This window comes from Corynebacterium kalidii (genome assembly GCF_022869005.1).
Classification (GTDB): domain Bacteria; phylum Actinomycetota; class Actinomycetes; order Mycobacteriales; family Mycobacteriaceae; genus Corynebacterium; species Corynebacterium kalidii.
Window position 1 is genome coordinate 384,951 of the sequence record NZ_JALIEA010000011.1, and the last position, 20,471, is coordinate 405,421.

General features: G+C 71.1%; 16 protein-coding genes. 10 read left to right on the plus strand and 6 right to left on the minus strand.

Translation table 11 applies throughout. The features are described from left to right. Nucleotides 1-2: 2 nt before the first annotated feature. Nucleotides 3-1,013, minus strand: coding sequence for a 1-phosphofructokinase family hexose kinase (locus MUN33_RS04905; protein ID WP_244803770.1), 1,011 nt, complete (start codon nucleotides 1,011-1,013; stop codon nucleotides 3-5). Further along, nucleotides 1,010-1,789, minus strand: coding sequence for a DeoR/GlpR family DNA-binding transcription regulator (locus MUN33_RS04910; protein WP_244803771.1), 780 nt, complete (start codon nucleotides 1,787-1,789; stop codon nucleotides 1,010-1,012). Before MUN33_RS04910 ends, MUN33_RS04905 begins: the two co-directional genes overlap by 4 nt. A gap of 277 nt (nucleotides 1,790-2,066) precedes the next feature. Here MUN33_RS04910 and MUN33_RS04915 point away from each other — a divergent pair, with 277 nt between their 5' ends. Further along, nucleotides 2,067-2,900, plus strand: coding sequence for a S1 family peptidase (locus tag MUN33_RS04915; protein WP_244803772.1), 834 nt, complete (start codon nucleotides 2,067-2,069; stop codon nucleotides 2,898-2,900). 26 nt (nucleotides 2,901-2,926) lie between these two features. Here MUN33_RS04915 and MUN33_RS04920 read toward each other — a convergent pair whose 3' ends face one another. Next, the gene (locus MUN33_RS04920; RefSeq protein ID WP_244803773.1) at nucleotides 2,927-3,220 is read right to left on the minus strand and encodes a chorismate mutase; all 294 of its coding nucleotides are present in this window, start codon (nucleotides 3,218-3,220) and stop codon (nucleotides 2,927-2,929) included. Nucleotides 3,221-3,579: 359 nt separating this feature from the next. Between MUN33_RS04920 and MUN33_RS04925 the strand changes: the two genes are divergently transcribed. Then, entirely contained in the window at nucleotides 3,580-6,084 is a 2,505-nt protein-coding gene (locus MUN33_RS04925; RefSeq protein WP_244803959.1) for a UvrD-helicase domain-containing protein, read from the plus strand. A 103-nt stretch (nucleotides 6,085-6,187) separates the two neighbouring features. Here MUN33_RS04925 and MUN33_RS04930 read toward each other — a convergent pair whose 3' ends face one another. Next, nucleotides 6,188-6,940: a M23 family metallopeptidase gene (locus MUN33_RS04930; RefSeq protein WP_244803774.1), complete on the minus strand. Its 753-nt coding sequence runs from the start codon at nucleotides 6,938-6,940 to the stop codon at nucleotides 6,188-6,190. 299 nt (nucleotides 6,941-7,239) lie between these two features. Here MUN33_RS04930 and MUN33_RS04935 point away from each other — a divergent pair, with 299 nt between their 5' ends. The 5 genes from MUN33_RS04935 (at nucleotide 7,240) to MUN33_RS04955 (ending at nucleotide 12,927) form a co-directional block, all read left to right on the plus strand. Beyond that, on the plus strand, nucleotides 7,240-8,952 hold the full coding sequence (locus MUN33_RS04935) for a cell division protein PerM (RefSeq protein WP_244803775.1): 1,713 nt from the start codon (nucleotides 7,240-7,242) through the stop codon (nucleotides 8,950-8,952). 95 nt (nucleotides 8,953-9,047) lie between these two features. Next, complete coding sequence (gene purN / locus MUN33_RS04940) at nucleotides 9,048-9,683, plus strand: phosphoribosylglycinamide formyltransferase (RefSeq protein ID WP_369414928.1); 636 nt, start codon at nucleotides 9,048-9,050, stop codon at nucleotides 9,681-9,683. Further along, nucleotides 9,676-11,274 carry a bifunctional phosphoribosylaminoimidazolecarboxamide formyltransferase/IMP cyclohydrolase gene (purH, locus tag MUN33_RS04945; protein WP_244803776.1) on the plus strand — a complete coding sequence of 533 codons (1,599 nt, stop codon included), beginning with the start codon at nucleotides 9,676-9,678 and terminating at the stop codon, nucleotides 11,272-11,274. Before purN ends, purH begins: the two co-directional genes overlap by 8 nt. Nucleotides 11,275-11,314: 40 nt before the next feature. Then, entirely contained in the window at nucleotides 11,315-12,289 is a 975-nt protein-coding gene (locus tag MUN33_RS04950) for a sigma-70 family RNA polymerase sigma factor (RefSeq protein ID WP_244803777.1), read from the plus strand. A 68-nt stretch (nucleotides 12,290-12,357) separates the two neighbouring features. Continuing rightward, nucleotides 12,358-12,927, plus strand: a complete 570-nt coding sequence (locus tag MUN33_RS04955) for a dihydrofolate reductase family protein (protein ID WP_244803778.1) — start codon at nucleotides 12,358-12,360, stop codon at nucleotides 12,925-12,927. A gap of 29 nt (nucleotides 12,928-12,956) precedes the next feature. Here the strand turns inward: MUN33_RS04955 and MUN33_RS04960 are convergent, their stop codons facing one another. Further along, entirely contained in the window at nucleotides 12,957-14,414 is a 1,458-nt protein-coding gene (locus tag MUN33_RS04960) for a phytoene desaturase family protein (RefSeq protein WP_244803779.1), read from the minus strand. 156 nt (nucleotides 14,415-14,570) lie between these two features. On the opposite strand from MUN33_RS04960, the gene MUN33_RS04965 reads away from it, so the two are divergent. Further along, nucleotides 14,571-15,791, plus strand: coding sequence for an acetyl-CoA C-acetyltransferase (locus tag MUN33_RS04965; RefSeq protein ID WP_244803780.1), 1,221 nt, complete (start codon nucleotides 14,571-14,573; stop codon nucleotides 15,789-15,791). A gap of 49 nt (nucleotides 15,792-15,840) precedes the next feature. Here MUN33_RS04965 and MUN33_RS04970 read toward each other — a convergent pair whose 3' ends face one another. Beyond that, on the minus strand, nucleotides 15,841-16,461 hold the full coding sequence (locus tag MUN33_RS04970) for a TetR family transcriptional regulator (protein WP_244803781.1): 621 nt from the start codon (nucleotides 16,459-16,461) through the stop codon (nucleotides 15,841-15,843). Between the two features lie 262 nt (nucleotides 16,462-16,723). Here MUN33_RS04970 and MUN33_RS04975 point away from each other — a divergent pair, with 262 nt between their 5' ends. Both MUN33_RS04975 and MUN33_RS04980 read left to right on the plus strand, forming a co-directional pair. Beyond that, nucleotides 16,724-18,349 (plus strand): carboxyl transferase domain-containing protein, encoded by a 1,626-nt coding sequence (locus MUN33_RS04975; RefSeq protein ID WP_244803782.1) that lies wholly within the window; start codon nucleotides 16,724-16,726, stop codon nucleotides 18,347-18,349. 14 nt (nucleotides 18,350-18,363) lie between these two features. After that, nucleotides 18,364-20,457 carry an acetyl/propionyl/methylcrotonyl-CoA carboxylase subunit alpha gene (locus tag MUN33_RS04980; RefSeq protein WP_244803783.1) on the plus strand — a complete coding sequence of 698 codons (2,094 nt, stop codon included), beginning with the start codon at nucleotides 18,364-18,366 and terminating at the stop codon, nucleotides 20,455-20,457. Nucleotides 20,458-20,471 lie beyond the last annotated feature (14 nt).

Here is a 20,471-nt window from a genome sequence, read left to right on the forward strand (position 1 = left end):
GGTCATACTCTCCTTGCGTCGGGGAGGACGGTGGGAAGGTCGGCGGGTCGGGGGAGGGTGGTCCCCGGCAGGGTGACGGCGGTGGAACCGTGGGCGACGGCGAGGGCGAGCCGCGCCGGGGCGTCCGCACCCCGGACGGCGCCGATGACGTAGCCGGCGAGAGTGGAGTCGCCGGCTCCGACGGTGGATACGGCGGTGACCGACGGGCTCGGACAGAACCAGGCCGCCACGTCCCTGTCGGCACCGTCGGTGCGTTCGTCCCTGGTGACCAGCAGTGCGCCGGCGGGCCCGAGGGAGACGAGTGCGGCGCCGAAGCCTCGGGCGATGAGCGTGGAGGCCGCCTCGACGACGGCGGAGAGGTCGCCGTCCGCGGCGGCCCGTTCCATCGCGTCGCCGTCACCGCCGACGACCTGCGCCAGTTCATGGGAGTTCGGTTTGACCAGGTCAGGTGCCGCGGCGGGGTTCCGGTCCGAGAGGTCGACCAGGGCGGCCAGGGCGGCGTCGGAGGTGTCGACGGCGACGCGGAACCCCTGTTCGTGCGCGGTGGCGGTCATCCTGGCGTACCAGTCGTCGGGGAACCCGGGTGGGAGGGACCCGGCGAGCACCACCCAGTGGGGGCCCGGCACCCCCTGGGCGGTCACGTCGGACAACGTCTGTTCCACCGCGTCCGACAGGGCACGGCCGTCGGCGGAGGCGTCACCGGGTGAGTTGATCTTGGTGGTGACGCCGTCACCGTCGGTGAGGGTGAGGTTCACCCGCACTCCGCCGCCCCCGACGAAACGGACGGGGACCCCGCCGTCCCGGACCAGGTCGGCGAAGTGGCCGTGGGCGTCGGCGGGGACAACGGCGAGTACCTCGTCGCCGGCGTGGTGGACCACGGTGGCGACGTTGACGCCCTTCCCGCCGGCCTGGTCGGTGCCGGAGACGACCCGGTTGACGCCGCCGACGTCCAGCGGGCCGGGGAGCCGCTGGGTGCGGTCGATACTGGGGTTGGGGGTGACGGTGATGATCACGTGTGGATCACGTCCATTCCTTCATGTCGGAGGCCGGTGATGACGGGGTTGTCGGAGGGGGCGTCGGTGATGAGGACGTCGATGTCGGCGGAGGTGCCGAAGGAGCACAGGAGTTCCTCCCCGAGTTTCGCCTCGTCGACGAGCGCGATGCGTCGGCGGGCGGCTTCCGTCATCGCGTGCTTCGTCTGCGCCTCGGCCTGGTCGGGGGTGGAGAAGCCGAAGCCGGCGGTGATTCCGTTGGCTCCGAGGAAGGCCACGTCCGCACGCAGGCCACGCAGTGCGGTGACGGTGTCGGAGCCGACGACGGACTGGGTGATCCCGCGGACCCGGCCGCCGACGAGGTGGAGGCGGTTGGGTGACGAGGCCGGCGACTCCAGCGACAGCTGGTAGGCCAGGAGCACCGAGTTGGTGATGACGGTGAGGTCGGGGCGCTCGGCGAGGTGCTGGCCGAGCACGGCGGTGGTGGTGCCGGAGTCGACGATGACCGACCCGCCGGTCGGCGGGAAGTGTTCGGCCGCGGCCGCGGCGATCCGGGCTTTGGCGTCGCGGGAGGTCGTCGTCCGTGCGGCGACGGTGTTCTCGTCACCGCTGTGCGTCCGGTAGGGGACCGCGCCGCCGTGGACGCGGGTGAGCCGCTGCTGGCGTTCCAGCACATCGAGGTCGCGGCGGATCGTCTCGGCGGAGACGCCGTAGCGTTCGGCGAGTTCGGACACGGAGATCCCACCCCGGTCCTGGATCTCGCCGGCGATCACGTCCTGCCGTTGTGGCGCGTACATGTCTCCAGTATCTGTGGGAATGTGTGGGAAGTCAACGGTTATATGGTCATGTGAATGTGGTTTTGTGGCAGACCGGGCATAAACGGTCACTGCGTCGCTCCGTTGCAGTGCACTGCGCGTGACCGGCGGGGGTGGCGTCGGCACCGGTCTCGCGGAACCGGTGGGGCGGCCCGGGCGCGGGAGGATAGGCTGGCGGGAGACACCGACGTGCCGTGTCCACGTCCGGCGACTCCGTCGCCCCGGGACACGGCCCCGCATGAGAGAAGAAATGGTTCAGATGCCCCTCCGGTCCCTTCGCAGGCTCGCCGTCGCCACGGCCGCTGCCGCCGCCACCGTCCTCGCCGGAGCCGCGGTCGCCCCGTCGGCAAGCGCACTCCCCTCGGTGGACAGCGTTGTCGGTCAGGCTGTCGATCAGGCTGTCGACGATCTCCTCACCGCCACCGGGGAGCCCGGACCCCACCGCATCGACGGCCAGTACTTCACCTCACCCGGGGTCCCCGCCGCCGCGGAGGACATCCGGCCGACAGTCCTCGTCGGCCCGTCCACCCCGCTCATCGTCGGCGGGGCGGTCTGCACCGCCACCGCCGCAGGGTACGATGCGGCCGGCAACGCCGTCGCCGTCACCGCAGGCCACTGCGGTGCGCCGGGTGACGAGGTCCGCTCCGCCGACGACCCGGAGGGTACCGTCGTCGGCACCTTCCAGCGCCGCGGTGCGGTGGACAACGGGGTGATCCTGCTGAACGGCAACGCACAGGTCACCAGCGCCTACAACGCCGCGGTCCTCCACAGCGCCGGCGGCCCGCTGCCCGGTGCCGGGGCACAGGTCTGCAAGACCGGCATCGCGACCGGGACCTCCTGCGGGCCGGTCGTCGTCACCGGGAGCCCCGGCTTCGCCATGCACGTGTGCTCCTCGCACGGGGATTCCGGCGCCCCGGTCTACGCCGGTGGGCGACTCGTGGGTCTGCTCAGCGGCGGTTTCGCGGGTGTGCCGTCCTGCCGTACCCCGCTGCAGGGCCCCCTGCACTCCCCGGTGACGGCGGTGACGTGGGACGCGGTCGTCGCCGAGATGAACTCCGTCGGCGGCGTCGGCGCCGGGTTCCACCTGGCCTGACCTGCCCCCGGGGGAGGCAGGAGTGGTTAGGCGCCGAGCCGTCCGCGGCCGAGCTGGAGCAGCGCGTTGGCGATGGCGACACCCTCGGGTCCGAGTTCCTCGCGGAACTGGTTGAGGATCGCTGTCTCCCTCGAGTACACCAGTTTCGTCCCCCCGGAGGCCGTCCTGGTGCGCCCGATCAGCTTCGAGATCTCCGACCGGCGCTTGACGGAGGCGATGATGGTCTGGTCCAGTTCGTTGATCTCCTTGCGGTAATCCTGGATCTGGGCGTCGGACAACGGATCATCGGTCCCGCTGGAGAACTCCACGTCGTTTGTCATGGCCCTGATTCTACGTCTGTACCGGGTTGTAGGGTGAACATGACCCCTACCGACAGGAGAACACGACAGTGATTCCGGGCCAATCCGACGCCTTCGACGAGATCCCCCTCCCCGCGGAACCCGCGCCGGGACCGTGGGACGGTCAGGACGGCTTGTGGGAACCGCCGCCCGACGAGGACGACCAGCCTCCGGAGGACGCCGCGGCGATCCTGGCGGAGATGGCGGAGACCGCGTCCCACCTGGCACCGCTGCCGGAGTACCCTGTCCCCGTGCACGACCGGGCGCCGGCCGCCTCGTCCGGGGTCGACGGCCAGGGCAGGGTACACGGCGGGGTACACGGCGGGCTGCAGGGCAGGGTGATGAGCCCGCAGACCCGCGACCAGCTGCTCGAGGGGCTGAACCCGGCCCAGCGTGAGGCGGTGACCCACACCGGCTCCCCTCTGCTCATCGTCGCCGGTGCCGGATCGGGCAAGACCAGTGTGCTCACCCGTCGCATCGCCTGGCTGCTGGCCGGGGGAGTGGCGCCGTGGCAGGTCCTGGCGATCACCTTCACCAACAAGGCCGCCGCCGAGATGCGGGAACGTATCGCCGGGCTGGTGGGGCCGGCGGCGGAACGGATGTGGGTGTCCACGTTCCACTCGGTGTGCGTGCGTATCCTGCGGGCCAACGCCCAGCTCGTCGACGGGTTGAACTCGAACTTCACCATCTACGACTCCGACGACATGAAGCGTCTGGTCACCATGATCCTCCGGGACCGGAGCCTGGACGCCAAGGAGTACGCCCCACGGGCGGTCCTCAGCGTGATCTCGAACTGGAAGAACGAGCTCCAGGGGCCCGAGGAGGCGCTGCGGGAGGCGCAGGAGGACGGTAACCGCCACCGCGAGACCGTCGCCCAGGTGTACCGCGAGTACCAGGTGCGGCTGCGGCAGGCCAACGCCGTCGACTTCGACGACCTCATCGGTGAGGTCGTCGGACTGCTGCGGAACAACCGGGGTATCGCCGACCACTACCGGCGCCGTTTCCGGCACATCCTCGTCGACGAGTACCAGGACACCAACCACGCCCAGTACGTGCTGGTGTCCACCCTGGTCGGTGACAGCGCCGATGTGGATGGGTCAGGTGGCGCCGGTGAGCCCGGCGAACTCTGCGTGGTCGGTGACGCCGACCAGTCGATCTACGCCTTCCGCGGTGCGACGGTGCGCAACATCGAGGAGTTCGAACGCGACTACCCCCACGCCCGGACGATCCTGCTGGAGCAGAACTACCGGTCGACCCAGAACATCCTCTCCGCGGCCAACGCGGTGATCGCCCGGAACCAGGGCCGGCGGGACAAGAACCTGTGGACCGATTCCGGCGAGGGCGACCTGATCGGTGGATACGTCGCCGACAACGAGCATGACGAGGCGAGGTTCATCGCGCAGACCATCGACGAGCTCGTCGACCGCGGGGAGGCGTCCTACGGCGATATCGCGGTGATGTACCGGACGAACAACTCCTCGCGTGTCGTCGAGGACGTCCTGGTGCGTTCCGGCCTGCCCTACCGGGTCGTCGGCGGCACCCGCTTCTACGAGCGCAAGGAGATCCGCGACATCGTCGCCTACCTCAAGGTGCTGGACAACCCCGACGACACGATGGGACTGCGGCGCATCATCAACACGCCGCGCCGCGGCATCGGCGACCGTGCGCTGTCCCAGGTGAGGGTGCACGCAGAGAACATCGGCGTGAGCTTCGCCGACGGGCTCGCCGCGGCAGGCCGTGGCGAGGTGCCCGGGCTCAGCGGCCGCGGACGCAACGCCATCGCCGGGTTCCTCGAGATGATGGACGCGCTGCGCACCGAGGTCGACGCAGCGGTGATGCGCACCTCGGACGGCGAGTCGCTGGGCATCCCCGATGTCGGGGCGATCGTCCGGGCCGTCCTGGACGCCACGTCCTACGACTCGGAGCTCGAGTCGTCGAACGACCCGCAGGACGGGACCCGGTTGGACAACCTCAACGAACTGGTGTCCGTGGGGCATGAGTTCTCCCAGGAGGCGGCGAACCTCGCCGCCTACGAGGCCATGCCGTCCCAGGCGTCGTCCGCGACGGAACCGACGGAACCGACCGGGTCGGCGGTGTCCGCCGCGTCCGGTGCCGCCGAGGACGCCGTGCTGGCGGAAGGCGAGCCGGAGCCCGGCAGTCTGCAGGCGTTCCTGGAGCGGGTCAGTCTCGTCGCCGACGCCGACCAGCTCCCGGCCGAGGAACAGGACATGGTCACCCTGATGACCCTCCACACCGCCAAGGGGCTCGAGTTCCCGGTCGTCTTCCTGACCGGCTGGGAAGACGGCCAGTTCCCCCACATGCGGGCGCTCGGGGACCCGACCGAGCTCTCCGAGGAGCGGCGTCTGGCCTATGTCGGGATCACCCGCGCACGGAAGCGGCTCTACCTCACCCGCGCGATGACCCGCTCCAGCTGGGGTACCCCGCAGAACAACCCGCCGTCGCGGTTCCTCGGCGAGATCCCCGGTGAGCTGGTGGACTGGATCCGGGAGGAGCCGGCACCGGCCTGGTCGGACAGTTGGGGGGCGTCGGGCGGGTACGCCGACGGCACGAGTTTCGGTGGTGGCGGCTGGTCCACGCCGGGGAGCTCGCGCCGCGGTACACCGAAGAAGTCCCCGTCGGCGTCCCGGTCCTCCGGGGTCCTGCGCTCGTCAGGCAAGCAGCTCGAGCTGGAGGTCGGTGACCGGGTGAACCACGACAAGTACGGCCTGGGCACGGTGAAGAGCGTGGACGGCCAGGGGGCGCGTGCCACCGTGATGATCGACTTCGGCAGCAACGGTACCGTGCGGCTCATGCTCATCGGTGGCGTGCCGATGGAGAAGCTGTAGGGGCCCGGCGCCCGGGGTAACGGAAAACCCGCCGTCGTTCCCGGGGAGGCGGGACAGACGGCGGGTGTTCAGCCGGTGTTGATGACGGCGGAGGGGAGGAGGGTCAGAGCTCGACGCCACGCTCACGGAGCCACGGCTCCGGGTCGACGGCGTTGCCCTCGGTGGGGTAGACCTCGAAGTGGACGTGCGGGCCGGTGGAGAAGCCCTCGTTGCCGATGCCGGCGATCTTCTGGCCGGCCTGGACCTGCTGGCCGACGGTGACGTCGATGGTGGCCATGTGTCCGTAGACAGTGATGGTGCCGTCGTCGTGCTTGATGCGGACCCAGTTACCGAATCCGGAGGCCGGGCCGGCGTCGATCACGGTGCCGGCCATCGCGGCGACGATCGGGGTGCCCATGGCGTTGGCGATGTCGATGCCCTTGTGCATGGTGCCCCAGCGCATCGCGAAGGGGGAGGTGTAGCTGCCCTCGGCGGGCTTGACGACCTGCGGGGCGCGGGAGAGCAGGTCGGCGGCGGCGCGCTCGGCGTCGAACTCGAGGGCGCTGGAGAGCTGTGCGGAGAGGTTGTCGATCTGGGTGGTCTGCGGCAGGGCCAGGATCTGTGCGGCGGCGGCGTCGACGTCGGCACCGCCGGCGCTGCTGCCGGCACCCTGTGCCAGGACCTCGGTATTCGAGGCCAGCGAGATGTCGCTGGTGTCCTGACCGTCCCGGTCGGCGGACTCGTGCACGGTGGCGGCACCTGCACCGGTGGCACCGGCGGCGGCGACGCCCGTGGCGGCGATCGCGACGAACGCCATCCGACGCTTTGCAGCGGTGTCCAGCTTGCGGTGGGCTCCGCCTCGCCGTGCAACAGTCATTCTCTGTGAACCTCTCCGTAGTCTTGCTCTCGTGCCGTTACCCGATCAGTTTCAAATCGTGACCGGATCGTTATCAACGAGACGTAACACTATCGGGACGCGACGTCCCGGGCAAGCCACTTCGCCAAAAAGGTCACGAATCGGTATCGGTGAAACGGGGCCTGAGGGGGGTGCGGGGTCGATACGCTTTCATAACGGGCAGGTCACGGGCGGGGTGTGACTGGTGTGACGGGGGTAGGTGTGATGTAGCGCTCGTCGGTGGGCGTGCCTGACCGGTGAGTGTCCCCGTGTTGTGCACAATGGGACAGGTGAGTAACGAATCCCAGCGACCGACTTCGAGACGACAGCGGCCCCGCCGTGGGACCAGACGAGGTCCGGACGCTCGGCGGCGCGACCCGGGACGCGACCCGGGGTGGGGCGCGTCCACCGCGACCACCGGTTCCGAACGGTTCGTGGCAGGGGAGAACGGACGGGTCCCGTCCCGCGCCACCGGTGCCGCCCGTGCCGCCACCGCAACCCCGCCGGGGGCGCAGGACGGCGCGGCGCCGGTCGTCGAGGCGCGCGGCGTCCGCGGCGCCCTGGCGTCCTGGTGGGGGCTGTGGGGCCCGCACGTCCGCCGGTTCGCCCCCACCGTCCTGGTCAGCCATGCGGTGACGTTGGCCGTCGCGATCGCTCTCGCGGTCGTCGTCGGTATCGGCGAGACGTTCACCGCGGTCCCGGCGATGGTCGGGTCCTTCTGGATGGTCGCCAACCTCGCCCCGGTGGAGTTCGCCGGGGCGCAGCTGGGCATTGTCCCCCTGCTGCCGGCGGCGTTGATCGTCCTCGTCCATTCGCGCAGGATCCGTGTCACCTGCGGTACCCAGATCACCGTCCGTAACATCAGGGTCTTCGCGGTGCTGGCTGTCACGGTGCCGGTGATCCTCACGGTGCTCGCGTGGCTGGTGCTCTGGGACGCCTCGAAGGTCTTCGACATCGCGCCGCCGAACCTGGCGCTGGCTGTGGCGACCACGGCCCTGTTGAACGGTGTCGTGTTCGTGCTGGGGCTGGGGCCGAAGGTCTGGCGTGCCCTGCTGCTGCGCCGGGGTCTGCCGACATGGCCGGTGGAGTCGGTGCGGTTGGCCGGCGCCTTCGTGCGGTGGATGCTGGTCGCCGGGCTGGTGGCCGTCCTGGTGCAGCTGGTGATCAACATCTCCTCGTTCACCGACGCCTACACGATCGCCCCGGACACCTGGGGGAAGGTCGGGCTGAGCGTCCTGTCGGTGCTCTACGTGCCGAACCTGGCTGTCGGGGCGGCCGGTGTGCTCATGGGCAGTGAGATGCATCTCGGCGACGCCTCGGCGTCGCTGTTCGCGGTCACCAACGCCAACTTGCCGCCGTTGCCGGTGCTTGCCGCGATGCCCCATTCGGGGATGCGGTTCGGCGAGTTCCTCCTGGTGGTCCCGGCCGTGGTGGCCATCGTGATCGTGTACCGGTTCTTCAGCACGCGCACCTTCGTGGAGTCGCCGGTGTTCACTGCTCTCGGCGCAGGGGTGGCGTCGGGCGTGCTGGGGCTGCTCGTGAGCCTGGCGGCGGGTGGCACGCTCGGGGTCTACGGCGCAGCCGGGCCCCTGCTGTGGCTGACGCCGTTGGTCTTCGCCTGCTGGATCCTGGTCCCGGCGTTCCTGGTGCTCGCTTGGGGGCAGTGGCAGGGGGCACGCGTCCGGGAGACCGCGGCGGAGGAACCGGAAGATACAGAGGATACAGAGGACGCGAAAGATACGGAGGACATAGAGGACTCGGGATACGCGGACTATGCCGACTACGCCGACTACGCCGGGGATGCCGAGGAGCCGGAGGACGCTGCGTCCACTGCGGACGCCGAGTCCACCGAGTCCACCGAGTCCACCGAGAATGCCGACGACGGGACGGAACCGGACGAGCCCGACGAACCCGACGACACGACGGACGGGGACACCGCCGTTCCGGGGGAGCGGAAGGACACCGACGTCGAGGACGAGAACCCGACACAGTAAACTGGCCCATCGTGAGTGAGCCCGTAACTTCCGCACCGACCGGTGGACCCGCCGGAGGCGGTGCCGTGCCTACCGCCACGACAGCGGGGGAGACGGTGGGCCGTACGGTCCGGGGCAGGGGCGGTGCCCTCCGGGTCGTCGTCCTGGCGTCGGGCAGCGGCACGCTGCTGCAGGCCATGCTGGACGACCTGGGCCCGTCCGTCGAGATCGTCGCCGTGGGCGCGGACCGGCCGTGCGCGGCACTGGAGCGGGCCGCCCGCGCCGGGGTCGCGGTGTTCCGGGAGGACTACAACCCGGACCGGGTCGCCGACTACGACCGTCAGGGGTGGAATGACCGCCTGGCCGGGCAGATCGGCGCCTGGGACCCGGACGTGGTCGTCAGTGCCGGGTTCATGCGGATCCTCGGTGCGGGTGTCGTCACCCGGTTCCGCGGCAGGATCCTCAACACCCACCCGGCCCTGCTGCCGTCCTTCCCCGGCGCCCACGCCGTGCCGGACGCCCTCGCCTACGGTGTCACACTCACGGGCTCGACCGTCCACATCGTCGACGACGGGGTGGACACCGGACCGATCCTCTCCCAGCGTGCCGTCCCGGTGGCCCGGGACGACACCGAGGAGTCGCTCCATGAACGGATCAAGACCGTGGAGCGTGCGTTGATCGTCGACGTGCTCCACCAGACCGCGGAGAGCGGTTACACCATCGAAGGACGAAAGGCATGGATCAATGACTGAGACCACCCGCCCCATCCGCCGCGCTCTGATCAGCGTCTACGACAAGACCGGACTGGAGGACCTCGCCACCGGCCTGCACCGTGCCGGTGTCGAGATCGTCTCCACCGGGTCCACGGCGGCGAAGATCGCCGACGCGGGCGTGCCCGTGGTTCGCGTCGAGGAGCTCACCGGGTTCCCGGAGTGTCTCGAGGGGCGGGTGAAGACGCTGCACCCCCGGGTCCACGCCGGCATCTTGGCCGACACCCGCAAGGACGACCACCTCGCCCAGCTCAAGGAGCTCGGTGTCGAGCCGTTCGACCTGGTCGTGGTGAACCTGTACCCGTTCACCGACACCGTGGCCTCCGGTGCGGACTTCGACGCTTGCGTCGAGCAGATCGACATCGGGGGACCGTCGATGGTCCGCGCCGCGGCCAAGAACCACCCGTCTGTCGCGGTGGTCGTGGACCCGGCCGCGTACGGGGACGTCCTCGCCGCCGTGGAGGCCGGTGGCTTCACCCGTGCCGCGCGTACCCGCCTGGCCACCGAGGCATTCCGCCACACCGCGTCCTACGACGTGGCCGTGGCGTCGTGGATGACGGAGCAGATCGGGGAGTCGGACGCCTCGGACGCCGAGGGCGCGGCCCGCTTCCCCGAGTGGATCGGCGAGGTCAACGAGCGTGTCCACTCCCTGCGGTACGGCGAGAACCCGCACCAGGCCGCCGCGGTGTACACCGCCCCGGGCCAGCAGGGTGGTCTCGCCAACGCCGAGCAGTTCCACGGCAAGGCCATGAGCTACAACAACTACACCGACGCGGACGCGGCCTGGCGGTCCGCCTGGGACCACGAGCGCCCCTGCGTGGCGATCATCAAGCACGCCAACCCCTGCGGTATCGCCGTGGCGGACGACGTGGCCACCGCGCACCGTTCCGCCCACGCCTGTGACCCGGTGTCCGCCTACGGCGGTGTCATCGCGGTGAACCGTCCGGTGTCCGTCGAGATGGCGGAGCAGGTGGCCGGGATCTTCACCGAGGTCATCGTGGCCCCCGGCTACGAGGACGGTGCCGTGGACGTGCTTAGCCAGAAGAAGAACATCCGGATCCTGCAGACGACCCCGCCGGTGAAGGAGGGCGCGGTGGAGCACCGCGAGATCTCCGGTGGTGTGCTGGTCCAGGAGCGGGACCTCGTCGACGCGCCCGGCGACGACCCGGCGAACTGGACGCTGGCCGCCGGTGAGGCCGCCGACGCCGAGACCCTCGCCGAGCTCGAGTTCGCCTGGCGCGCGGTGCGTGCGGTGAAGTCGAACGCGATCCTGCTCGCCAAGGACGGCGCGACCGTCGGGGTGGGCATGGGTCAGGTCAACCGTGTGGATTCCGCGAAGATCGCCGTGGAGCGGGCCAACACCCTCGCCGGTGACGAGGTCCGGTCGCAGGGCGCGGTCGCCGCGTCCGACGCCTTCTTCCCCTTCGCCGACGGTTTCGAGACCCTGGCGGCGGCCGGCGTGCGTGCCGTGGTCCAGCCCGGCGGCTCCGTGCGTGACCAGGAGGTCGTCGACGCGGCCGTGGCCGCCGGTGTCACCATGTACCTCACCGGGGAGCGCCACTTCGCGCACTGACCCACCGGCTCCGGCGCCGGGGAGCCGCTAGTATGCAGGCATGAACGGGAAGCGACGTCCGCCGGTGCCTGACCTGTGTGGGGAGAGCCTGGAGTCCTACCGGGGCGAACTCGTCGCCTACTGCTACCGGTTCTTCGGCTGCCACGGCGAGGCCGAGGACGCCGTCCAGGACACCCTGGTCAAGGCGTGGCAGGCCAGGGCGACTTTCCGGCAGAGTGCGTCGCTACGCCGGTGGCTGTACGCGATCGCCACGAACGTCTGCATCGACATGAGCAGGGCGAGGCAACGACGCGGTCTCCCGGTAGACCTGTCGGGGCCGGGGAGTGTCCCGGAGGATCCCGGGACGCTGGCCACCGCCGGTGACCCGGTGTGGATCAGTCCGCTGCCCTCGACGCGTCTGGCGGACGACCCCGCGGAGGTGACGGTACGCCGGGAGACCGTGCAGCTGGCGTTCATCGCGGCACTGCAGTACCTGCCCCCGCGGCAGCGGGCGGTCCTCATCCTGCGCGACGTGCTGGCGTGGCAGGCCGCTGAATGCGCGGACCTGCTGGACATGTCGGTCACCGCGGTGAACTCGGCCCTCGCCCGCGCCCGCACCACGCTGCGGGACCGGCTCTCGGCCCCGGCCGCGGAGTTCGACGAGACGGTGCTCGGACGCTATGTGACGGCGTTCGAGGCCTTCGACGTCGACGCGCTCGTCGCACTTCTCGCCGAGGACGCCACCTTCAGCATGCCGCCGTTCACGCTCTGGTTGCGGGGGCGGAGCGCGATCAGGCAGTGGTGGAACGGGCCCGGCCAGGTCTGCCGGCACTCTAGGACGGTGCCGACCTCGGCGAACGGTGCCCCGGCGGTGGCGGTGTACCACGCCGACGGCCCGGGGCGCTGGACGCCGTTCGCCCTCCACGTCGTGGAGACGGGGGACGGGCGTATCACGGGGTTGACCCATTTCATGGGGCCGGAGGTGTTCGCCGACTTCGGGTTACCGGGATCCCTGTCGGAGACCGACGAGTTCTGACGCCCGGTTCCGTCTTATGGGTGACGGGGTCCCCACCCGGGGGAACCCGAGGTTGAAAGGAGGCGGCCATGAGCCGCACGACCATTGCCCACCTGTTCCATTCCCTCGACGGGGTCGTCGGGGACCCGCACCTGTGGCAGTTCGATTCCTTCGGAGACGAGGACGGCGCCGCGATGGACGCCCACCTGGCCCCCGTGACCGACGCGGTCATCGGCAGGACGCTGTGGAAGGAGTGGCTGGACTACTGGCCCAACGCCGAGCACGCGGGTGAGCCCGACGATTTCGTCGGCTGGATCAACCCGGTCCGCAAACACGTCGTCTCCTCCACGCTGGCGGCGGAGTACCCGGACGGCCTGCCGTGGAACAGCACCCTGGCCACCGGCGACCCGGTCGCCTTCATGAGGCGGCTGAAGGCGTCCGGCAGCGGGGACATCGCCGTGCTCGGCGGCATCCGCACGGTCCGGTCCCTGTTCCTCGCCGGGATGATCGACCAGCTCACACTGACGACCCATCCGGTCGTCGCGGGATCGGGCCGTCGTCTCTTCGACGGCACGGTCCCCACCACACGCCTGCGGCTGCTGAATTCCTCGCGGACCTCCAGCGGGAACGCCGTGCTGACCTACGGGCTGCGCGACTGACCGGACCCCCCGGGGTCCGTCATCCCCGCTCAGAGGGCCGTGAGCGCCCGTTCCGCCGCCCGGACCCCGCACATGAAGTGCACCCCGCCGCCGGGCGCGGTCGACGACGAGCACAGGTACACCCCGGGGACGCCGGTGAAGTAGGGGTCCGGGCTGAACCGGGGGCGGGCGACGAGCTGCCGGAGGTGGTTGGCGCCGCCGGAGATGTCCCCGCCGACGTTGTTGGCGTTGTGGGCCTCCACCGCGGACGGGGGCGTGGCCGCCCAGTCCACGACGGCGTCCCGGAAGCCCGGCGCGACGCGTTCGATCTGGGCGGCGACGAGGTCGAAGGTCTCCTGTGCCGTCCCGTCCCACCCGGCCGGTACGTGGGAGTAGGCCCACAACGGGTTCAATCGGCGGCCGCCGACAGTCCGGCTGCGCGAGGGGTCGGCGAGGTACTGCTGGGCCACCAGGGTGAACGGCCGGTCGGGGAGCCGGCCCTCCCAGCAGTCACGTTCGGCGACGGCGATCTCTTCGGCGGTCCCTCCGAGGTGCACGGTCCCGGCGCGCCGGGCGTCGGTGGATGTCCAGGGGACGTCGCCGTCGAGCACGACGTCGATCTTCGCGACGGCGGGGCCCCGGGTGAACCTGGACCAGGCGCGTGCGACCCGGCCCGGGATCCGGTCGCCGAGGATGCCCGCGGCGGCCTCCACCGAGGTGTCGAGGAGCACGATGTCGGCGTCGCCGAGCTGGGACAGGTCGGTGACCCGGGTGCCGGTGGTCACGGTGCCGCCGGCCTGGCGGAGGCTGTGGATCAGGGTGTCGGCGATCCGTCGGGATCCGCCGACGGCGACCGGCCAGCCGTGCCGGTGTCCGGCGACGGTGAGCAGTGTCCCCGCGGCGGCCGAGGCGGGGTGGTGCAGTGGGGTGAAGGCGTGGGCGGCGATACCGGCGAACAGGGCCCGGGCGTCCGGTGACCGCCACCGTCGCCACGACCAGGAGGCGGGGAGGGCCGCGCCGGCACCGAACGCCGCGAGGAGCAGGGGGTGGCGGGGGAGGTGGACGAGGGGGCCGAGGAGTTCGTCGGCCACGGCGTCGGCGCGGGACGCCAGCGGTGCGAAGCTGGCCTGCCAGGTGCGTCCGTCGTGTCCGGGGAGGCCGGCGCCGGTCTGTGCGGCGGAGGTGTGCAGGGTGGTGGCGGTGGACGGGGAGAGGACGTGGACCATGTCCACCGGGGCGGTGGCGAAGCGCAGGCCGTGGTCGGCGAGTCCAGGACCGATGGCGGGGTCGCGTAGCAGTGGGCTGACCTGGGCGAGCGGGTGCACCGCGGAGCAGTGGTCGTGGATGAGCCCGGCGCCGAGGAGGTCGCTGCTGCGTACCCCGCCGCCGGGGGTGTCCCCGGCCTCGACGACGGTGACGGACAGGCCCGCCCGGGCGAGGACGAGCGCGGCGGCGAGTCCGTTGGGTCCTGAGCCCACGACGACGGCGGTGGTGGCTGGTCCGGACATGGCGCCCACCTTATCCGGTGCCGCGTGTCCCCGGGGCCGGGGACACGGAGGGGAAAACCTCCGGGAACCGCCCCCTGACGCGCGGTCTGGCCCATAATGGAGCACTGGAGAACCATCGCCAGAACCATCCCCCCGTGAAAGGTGCAGGAAACCAACATGTCCAGCCAGTCTGACCAGTCTGACCAGTCTCTGACCCCGTCCCCCCGGGACGTCGTGATCGTCGGTGCGGCGCGCACCGCGCAGGGGAGGATGCTCGGCGCCCTCGCGTCGAAGTCCGCGGTGGAGCTCGGTGCCGCGGCGGTGACCGGCGCCCTGCGGAAGGCCGGGGTGTCGCCGGAGACCGTGGACTACGTGTACCTGGGGCAGGTCGTCCAGGCTGCGGCGGGGCAGAACCCGGCCAAGCAGGCGGCGGTCGCCGCCGGGCTGCCGATGTCGACGCCGGCGGTCACGGTGAACAAGGTGTGCCTGTCGGGCCTGGACGCGGTGATCAACGGCGCGCGCATGATCCGGGTGGGGGACGCCGAGGTCGTCGTCGCCGGTGGTCAGGAGTCGATGACCAACGCCCCGCACCTCGCCGCCGGTGTGCGTGCCGGGGCGAAGTTCGGGTCGCTGGCGTTGCAGGATTCGTTGGAGCGTGACGGGCTGACGGACCCGGTGCACGGCACGGCGATGGGGGTGGAGACCGAGCAGGGCAACACCACCCGTGGCATCACCCGTGAGGAGCAGGACGAGGTCGCCGTGCTGTCGAACCAGCGTGCCGAGGCAGCGATCGCCGACGGCACCTTCGCCGAGGAGATCGTGCCGGTGGAGGTGACCCGGCGCCGTGAGACGGTCGTGGTGGACACCGACGAGGGTGTGCGTCCCGGGACGACCCGTGAGGGGTTGGCGGGGCTGCGTCCGGCGTTCGCGAAGGACGGGACGATCACCGCGGCCTCGGCGTCGCAGATCTCCGACGGCGCGTCGGCGGTGGTGCTGACGACGCGTGCCTACGCGGAGGAGAACGGGCTGACCGTGCTGGCCGCCCTCGGTGCGTCGGGGGAGACCGCCGGGCCGGACACCTCCCTGCACTCCCAGCCGGCCCAGGCGGTGTCGGCGGCGTTGGCGAAGCAGGGCTGGGAGGCCTCGGACCTGGACTTCCTGGAGGTCAACGAGGCGTTCGCCGCGGTGGTGGTGCAGTCGCTCAAGGACCTGGGCTACCCGTTGGAGAAGACGAACATCCACGGCGGCGGCATCTCCCTGGGGCACCCGATCGGGGCGTCCGGGGCCCGGCTGGTGGTCACCGCGGCCCATGAGCTGAACCGGCGTGGTGGGGGACGCGCCGCGGTGTCGCTGTGCGGCGGTGGCGGCCAGGGGGACGCGCTGCTGCTCTGGCGCTGAGGCCACGGAAAAGGGGGTGCGGGGGGCACACAGGGGGCGGGCCCCGGTTTCAGCTGTTGTGGCGTAGCCCCTGGTCGAGCATGGTCGCCCAGCGTGCCACGACCTTGTCGCGGTGGTCGGCGTTGTCGATGAGGACGGCGCCGAGGCCGAGGCCGCGGGCGAGGTCCACGGTCATGCGCAGCAGCTCCCGGGTGGAGGGGTCGGTCAGGTCGGCGTCGAGGGCCAGTGCCATGAGCTGGAGTACCTCGCGGGCGTAGCGGGCGTCGGCGGAGACGATGAGTTCGCGCAGGCCGCTCTCCGCCCCGGCGGCGGCGGACCAGACGTGCAGGGCGGCCCGGAAGGGGTCGCTGCTGAAGGAGTCGACGACGAGCTCGACGACGCGGGTCGTCGTGGCGGCGCCCGGGGAGACGCCGGGGGAGACGCCGAGGTCGGTCACGGCCTGGCGCAGGTGGCGGGTCAGGCGGGAGTAGAACTCGGTGACGGTTTCCTCGATGAGGACGTCCCGGGTGTGGAAGTGCCGTTGGGCCGCGCCCCGTGACATGCCGGCGCGCGTGGCGACGGCGCTCACGGTCGTGGCGGCGGCCCCGTGTTCCGAGAGCGTGGCGATGGCGGCGTCGAGCAGTTTGCGACGGGTTTCTCGGCTGCGGTCCTGCTGTGGGGTCGGCGGCATGGGGGCTCCCGGGGCGAGGGGGATGTGGGGGAAATGCTGAGTCAATTGTGACTCATTGGTCCGGTGAAGTCCAGGTGATCCGGCGGAGAAGTCAGGGATGTTCGGTAAGCACGCTGTTGAGAGTCGTTTCAGGGGCGCCGAGAAAAAAATCTCGCGTGATCTCTTTACGGTGTGATCCCCGTCATATATGCTCGCTGCAAGCCGACAGTGATGAGGTCGCCGAAAGTGAACCATCGACGGACGGACCGGAGAGGACCAAGCGATGACGGCAGGGACACAGGACACACAGGACGCACAGGAGACCCAAGAGACACAGGAGACACAGGGTCTCCGGGACCTGGTCGCCGAACTCGGCGACCGGCTCGACCGCGCGCGCCGCGGCGGGGGACAGGCGGCCCGGGCGCGCCACGTCGCCCGCGGCAAGATGCTGCCCCGGGACCGGGTGGACGCCCTGCTCGACCCGGGGAGCCCTTTCCTCGAGATCGCGCCGCTGGCGGCCGAGGGCATGTACGACGGGCGTTCCCCGGGTGCGGGCATCGTCGCCGGTGTCGGTCTGGTCGAAGGCCGGTTGTGCATGGTCGCCGCCAACGACGCCACGGTGTCCGGCGGTACCTACTACCCGGTCAGCGTGAAGAAGCACCTGCGGGCCCAGGAGATCGCCGAACAGAACCGCCTGCCCTGCATCTACCTGGTCGACTCCGGTGGCGCGATGCTGCTGGAGCAGGACCAGGTGTTCCCCGACCGCGACCACTTCGGCCGGATCTTCTACAACCAGGCACGGATGTCGGCCAGCGGCATCCCCCAGCTGTCGGCGGTGATGGGTTCCTGCACCGCCGGGGGCGCCTACGTCCCGGCGATCTCCGACGAGACCGTCATCGTCGAGGGGCAGGGCACGATCTTCCTCGCCGGCCCGCCGCTGGTGAAGGCGGCGACGGGCGAGGACGTCACCGCCGACGAGCTCGGCGGCGGGGCGATGCATTCGCGGGTGTCGGGGGTGACCGACCATCTCGCCGCCGACGACGCCGACGCCGTGCAACGCATCCGTGACATCGTCGCCACGTTGCCGCCGGACGAGCCAGCCGCGACGGTTGCGGCGACCGCGTCCGGGCCGCCGGAGGCCCGTCCGCAGACCGACCTCTACGACGTGGTCCCGACCGACGTGAAGACCCCGTACGACGCCCGCGAGGTCATCGACATCCTCACCGACCGGGGCTCGGTGCACGAGTTCAAGGCGGAGTACGACGACTCGGTGGTGACCTGTTTCGCCCGGATCGAGGGCCACCGGGTGGGCGTCGTCGCCAACAACGGCGTGATCTTCGGCGACGGTGCCGTGAAGGCCGCCCACTTCATCGAACTGTGTGAGCAGCGCGGGACCCCGCTGCTGTTCCTCCAGAACACCACGGGGTTCATGGTCGGCAAGGAGTACGAGCAGGGTGGCATCGCCAAGAACGGCGCCAAGATGGTCACCGCCGTGGCCACGGCGAGCGTCCCGAAGCTCACGGTGATCACCGGCGGCGGGTTCGGTGCCGGCAACTACGCCATGTGCGGGCGTGCCTACTCGCCGCGGTTCCTGTGGACCTGGCCGAACGCCCGGGTCGCCGTCATGGGCGGGCCCCAGGCGGCGATGACCCTGTCGACGGTGCGGGAGGCGCGGGTCACCCGGGAGGGAGGGGAGTGGGGCGACAGGCAGCGCGAGGAGTTCGAGGCGCCGATCAGGCAGCTCTTCGAGGAGAAGTCCAGCTGCTGGTACGGCACCGCGCGGCTCTGGGACGACGGGGTCATCGACCCGGCCGACACCCGGCGGATCCTGGCCATGGCACTGGGCGTCTGCACCCGGGTGCCCCGTGACGACCGCGCCGGCGACGGCTTCGGCGTCTTCCGGATGTGAGAGAGGAACCACACATGACAGTCCCAGAACCTGACACCACCTTCGACACCGTCCTCGTCGCCAACCGCGGCGAGATCGCCTGCCGTGTCATCCGGTCGGTGCACCGGGCCGGCTTGCGCGCCGTGGCGGTGTACTCCGACGCCGACGCGGGGGCACCGCACGTGGCGGCCGCGCACACCGCTGTCCGGCTCGGGCCGGCGCCCGCGGCGGAGTCCTACCTCGACATCGACCGGGTGATCGCCGCCGCCGTCGCCACCGGGGCGGGTGCGATCCACCCCGGCTACGGCTTCCTCTCGGAGAACGCCGGCTTCGCCCGCGCCTGCGAGGACGCCGGCATCGTCTTCATCGGCCCACCGGCCGAGGCCATCGCCGGGATGGGCGACAAGATCACCGCGCGGGCCACCGTCGAGCACCGCGGCGTGCCCACCGTGCCCGGCCTGTCGCGTCCCGGGCTCACCGACGAGGAACTCGTCGCCGGGGTCACCGGTACCGACGGCGGGCCGGGGGTGGGGTTCCCGGTCCTGGTGAAACCGTCCGCCGGTGGCGGTGGCAAGGGCATGCACGTCGTCGAGGACCCCGCCGACCTGGCGGACGTCCTGGCCGCGGCGCGCCGGGAGGCGGCGTCGACCTTCGGCGACGACACCCTGTTCATCGAGCATTTCGTCGACACACCCCGCCATATCGAGGTGCAGGTCATGGCGGACGCCCACGGCAACGTCATCCACCTCGGCGAACGGGAGTGCTCCCTGCAGCGCCGCCACCAGAAGGTCATCGAGGAGGCGCCGTCGGCGTTGCTCGACGCCGCCACGCGGGCGCGTATCGGGGAGTCCGCCTGCGACGCGGCCCGGGCCTGCGGCTACCGCGGAGCCGGGACGGTGGAGTTCATCGTCCCGGCGAAGAACCCCGACACCTTCTACTTCATGGAGATGAACACCCGCCTCCAGGTCGAACACCCCGTCACCGAGATGGTGACCGGGCTGGACCTGGTGGAACTCCAGATCCTGGTGGCCCAGGGCCGGCCGTTGCCGGTCACCCAGGAGGAGGTCACGCTTACCGGCCACGCCGTCGAGGCCCGGGTGTACGCCGAGGACCCGTCGACCGGGTTCCTGCCCACCGGCGGCCGGATCACCGCCCTGCGCTGGCCGGAGGGGCCGGGGGTGCGGGTGGACGCCGGGGTCGTCGAGGGCCAGGAGGTCACCTCGGACTACGACCCGATGCTCGCCAAGGTCATCGCCCACGGCGCCGACCGTGACCGGGCACTCGACCGTCTGGACACGGCACTGGCGACGACACTGGTCGCCGGCGTCGGCACGAACACCGACTTCAACCGCTTCCTGCTCGCCGACACCGCGGTGCGGGCCGGTGACCTCGACACCGGACTGCTCGACCGCATCGTCGACGACTACACCACGCCGCCGGCACCCGCCGAGGCCGTGCTGGTGGCTGCCCTGGCGCTGCGTGCCGCGGCGCAGGCGACGGCGCAGGCCGCCGGCCACGCCGGGGTGTGGGCCGCCGCCGACGGGTGGCGCGCCGGCGGGCCGCCGGCACCGTTCCGGGTCCGGCTCGCCGTGCCGGGGCACGGACCGACCGACGTCGCACTGTCCACCGGCCCCGACGGGACGGTCCTCACCAGGACCCCGGTTGACGGGGACGCACCGGCCGGACAGGACGACCCCGTCCCCGTCACCGTCCTCGACGCCGGGCCCGGTGCCGGCGCCGGTCCGGACACCACCTGGACGATCGTCCCCGGTGGCCGGCCCGCCGGGTCCCGCCGCTGGACGAGCAGACCGGTGTCCACCCCCGACGGGCCCGGCGTCGCCGTCTCCGGCACAGCCGGGACCTGGGTGGTCCACCACCTGTCCCTGGCCTGTGACGCGGCGGACGCCGCGGCAGGGGAGGACGACGTCCTCAGCCCGATGCCCGGCGCGGTCGTGGACGTACGCGTCCGCGACGGCGACACCGTCACCACAGGTCAGCCCCTGGTCGTGGTGGAGGCGATGAAGATGGAGCATTCCCTGACCGCCCTGCACGACGGGACCGTCGAGGTCCGTTGCGCCGTCGGCGACAAAGTCGGGGCCGGCACCGTGCTGGCCACCGTCACCAACTGATGAGAGGAAGACAC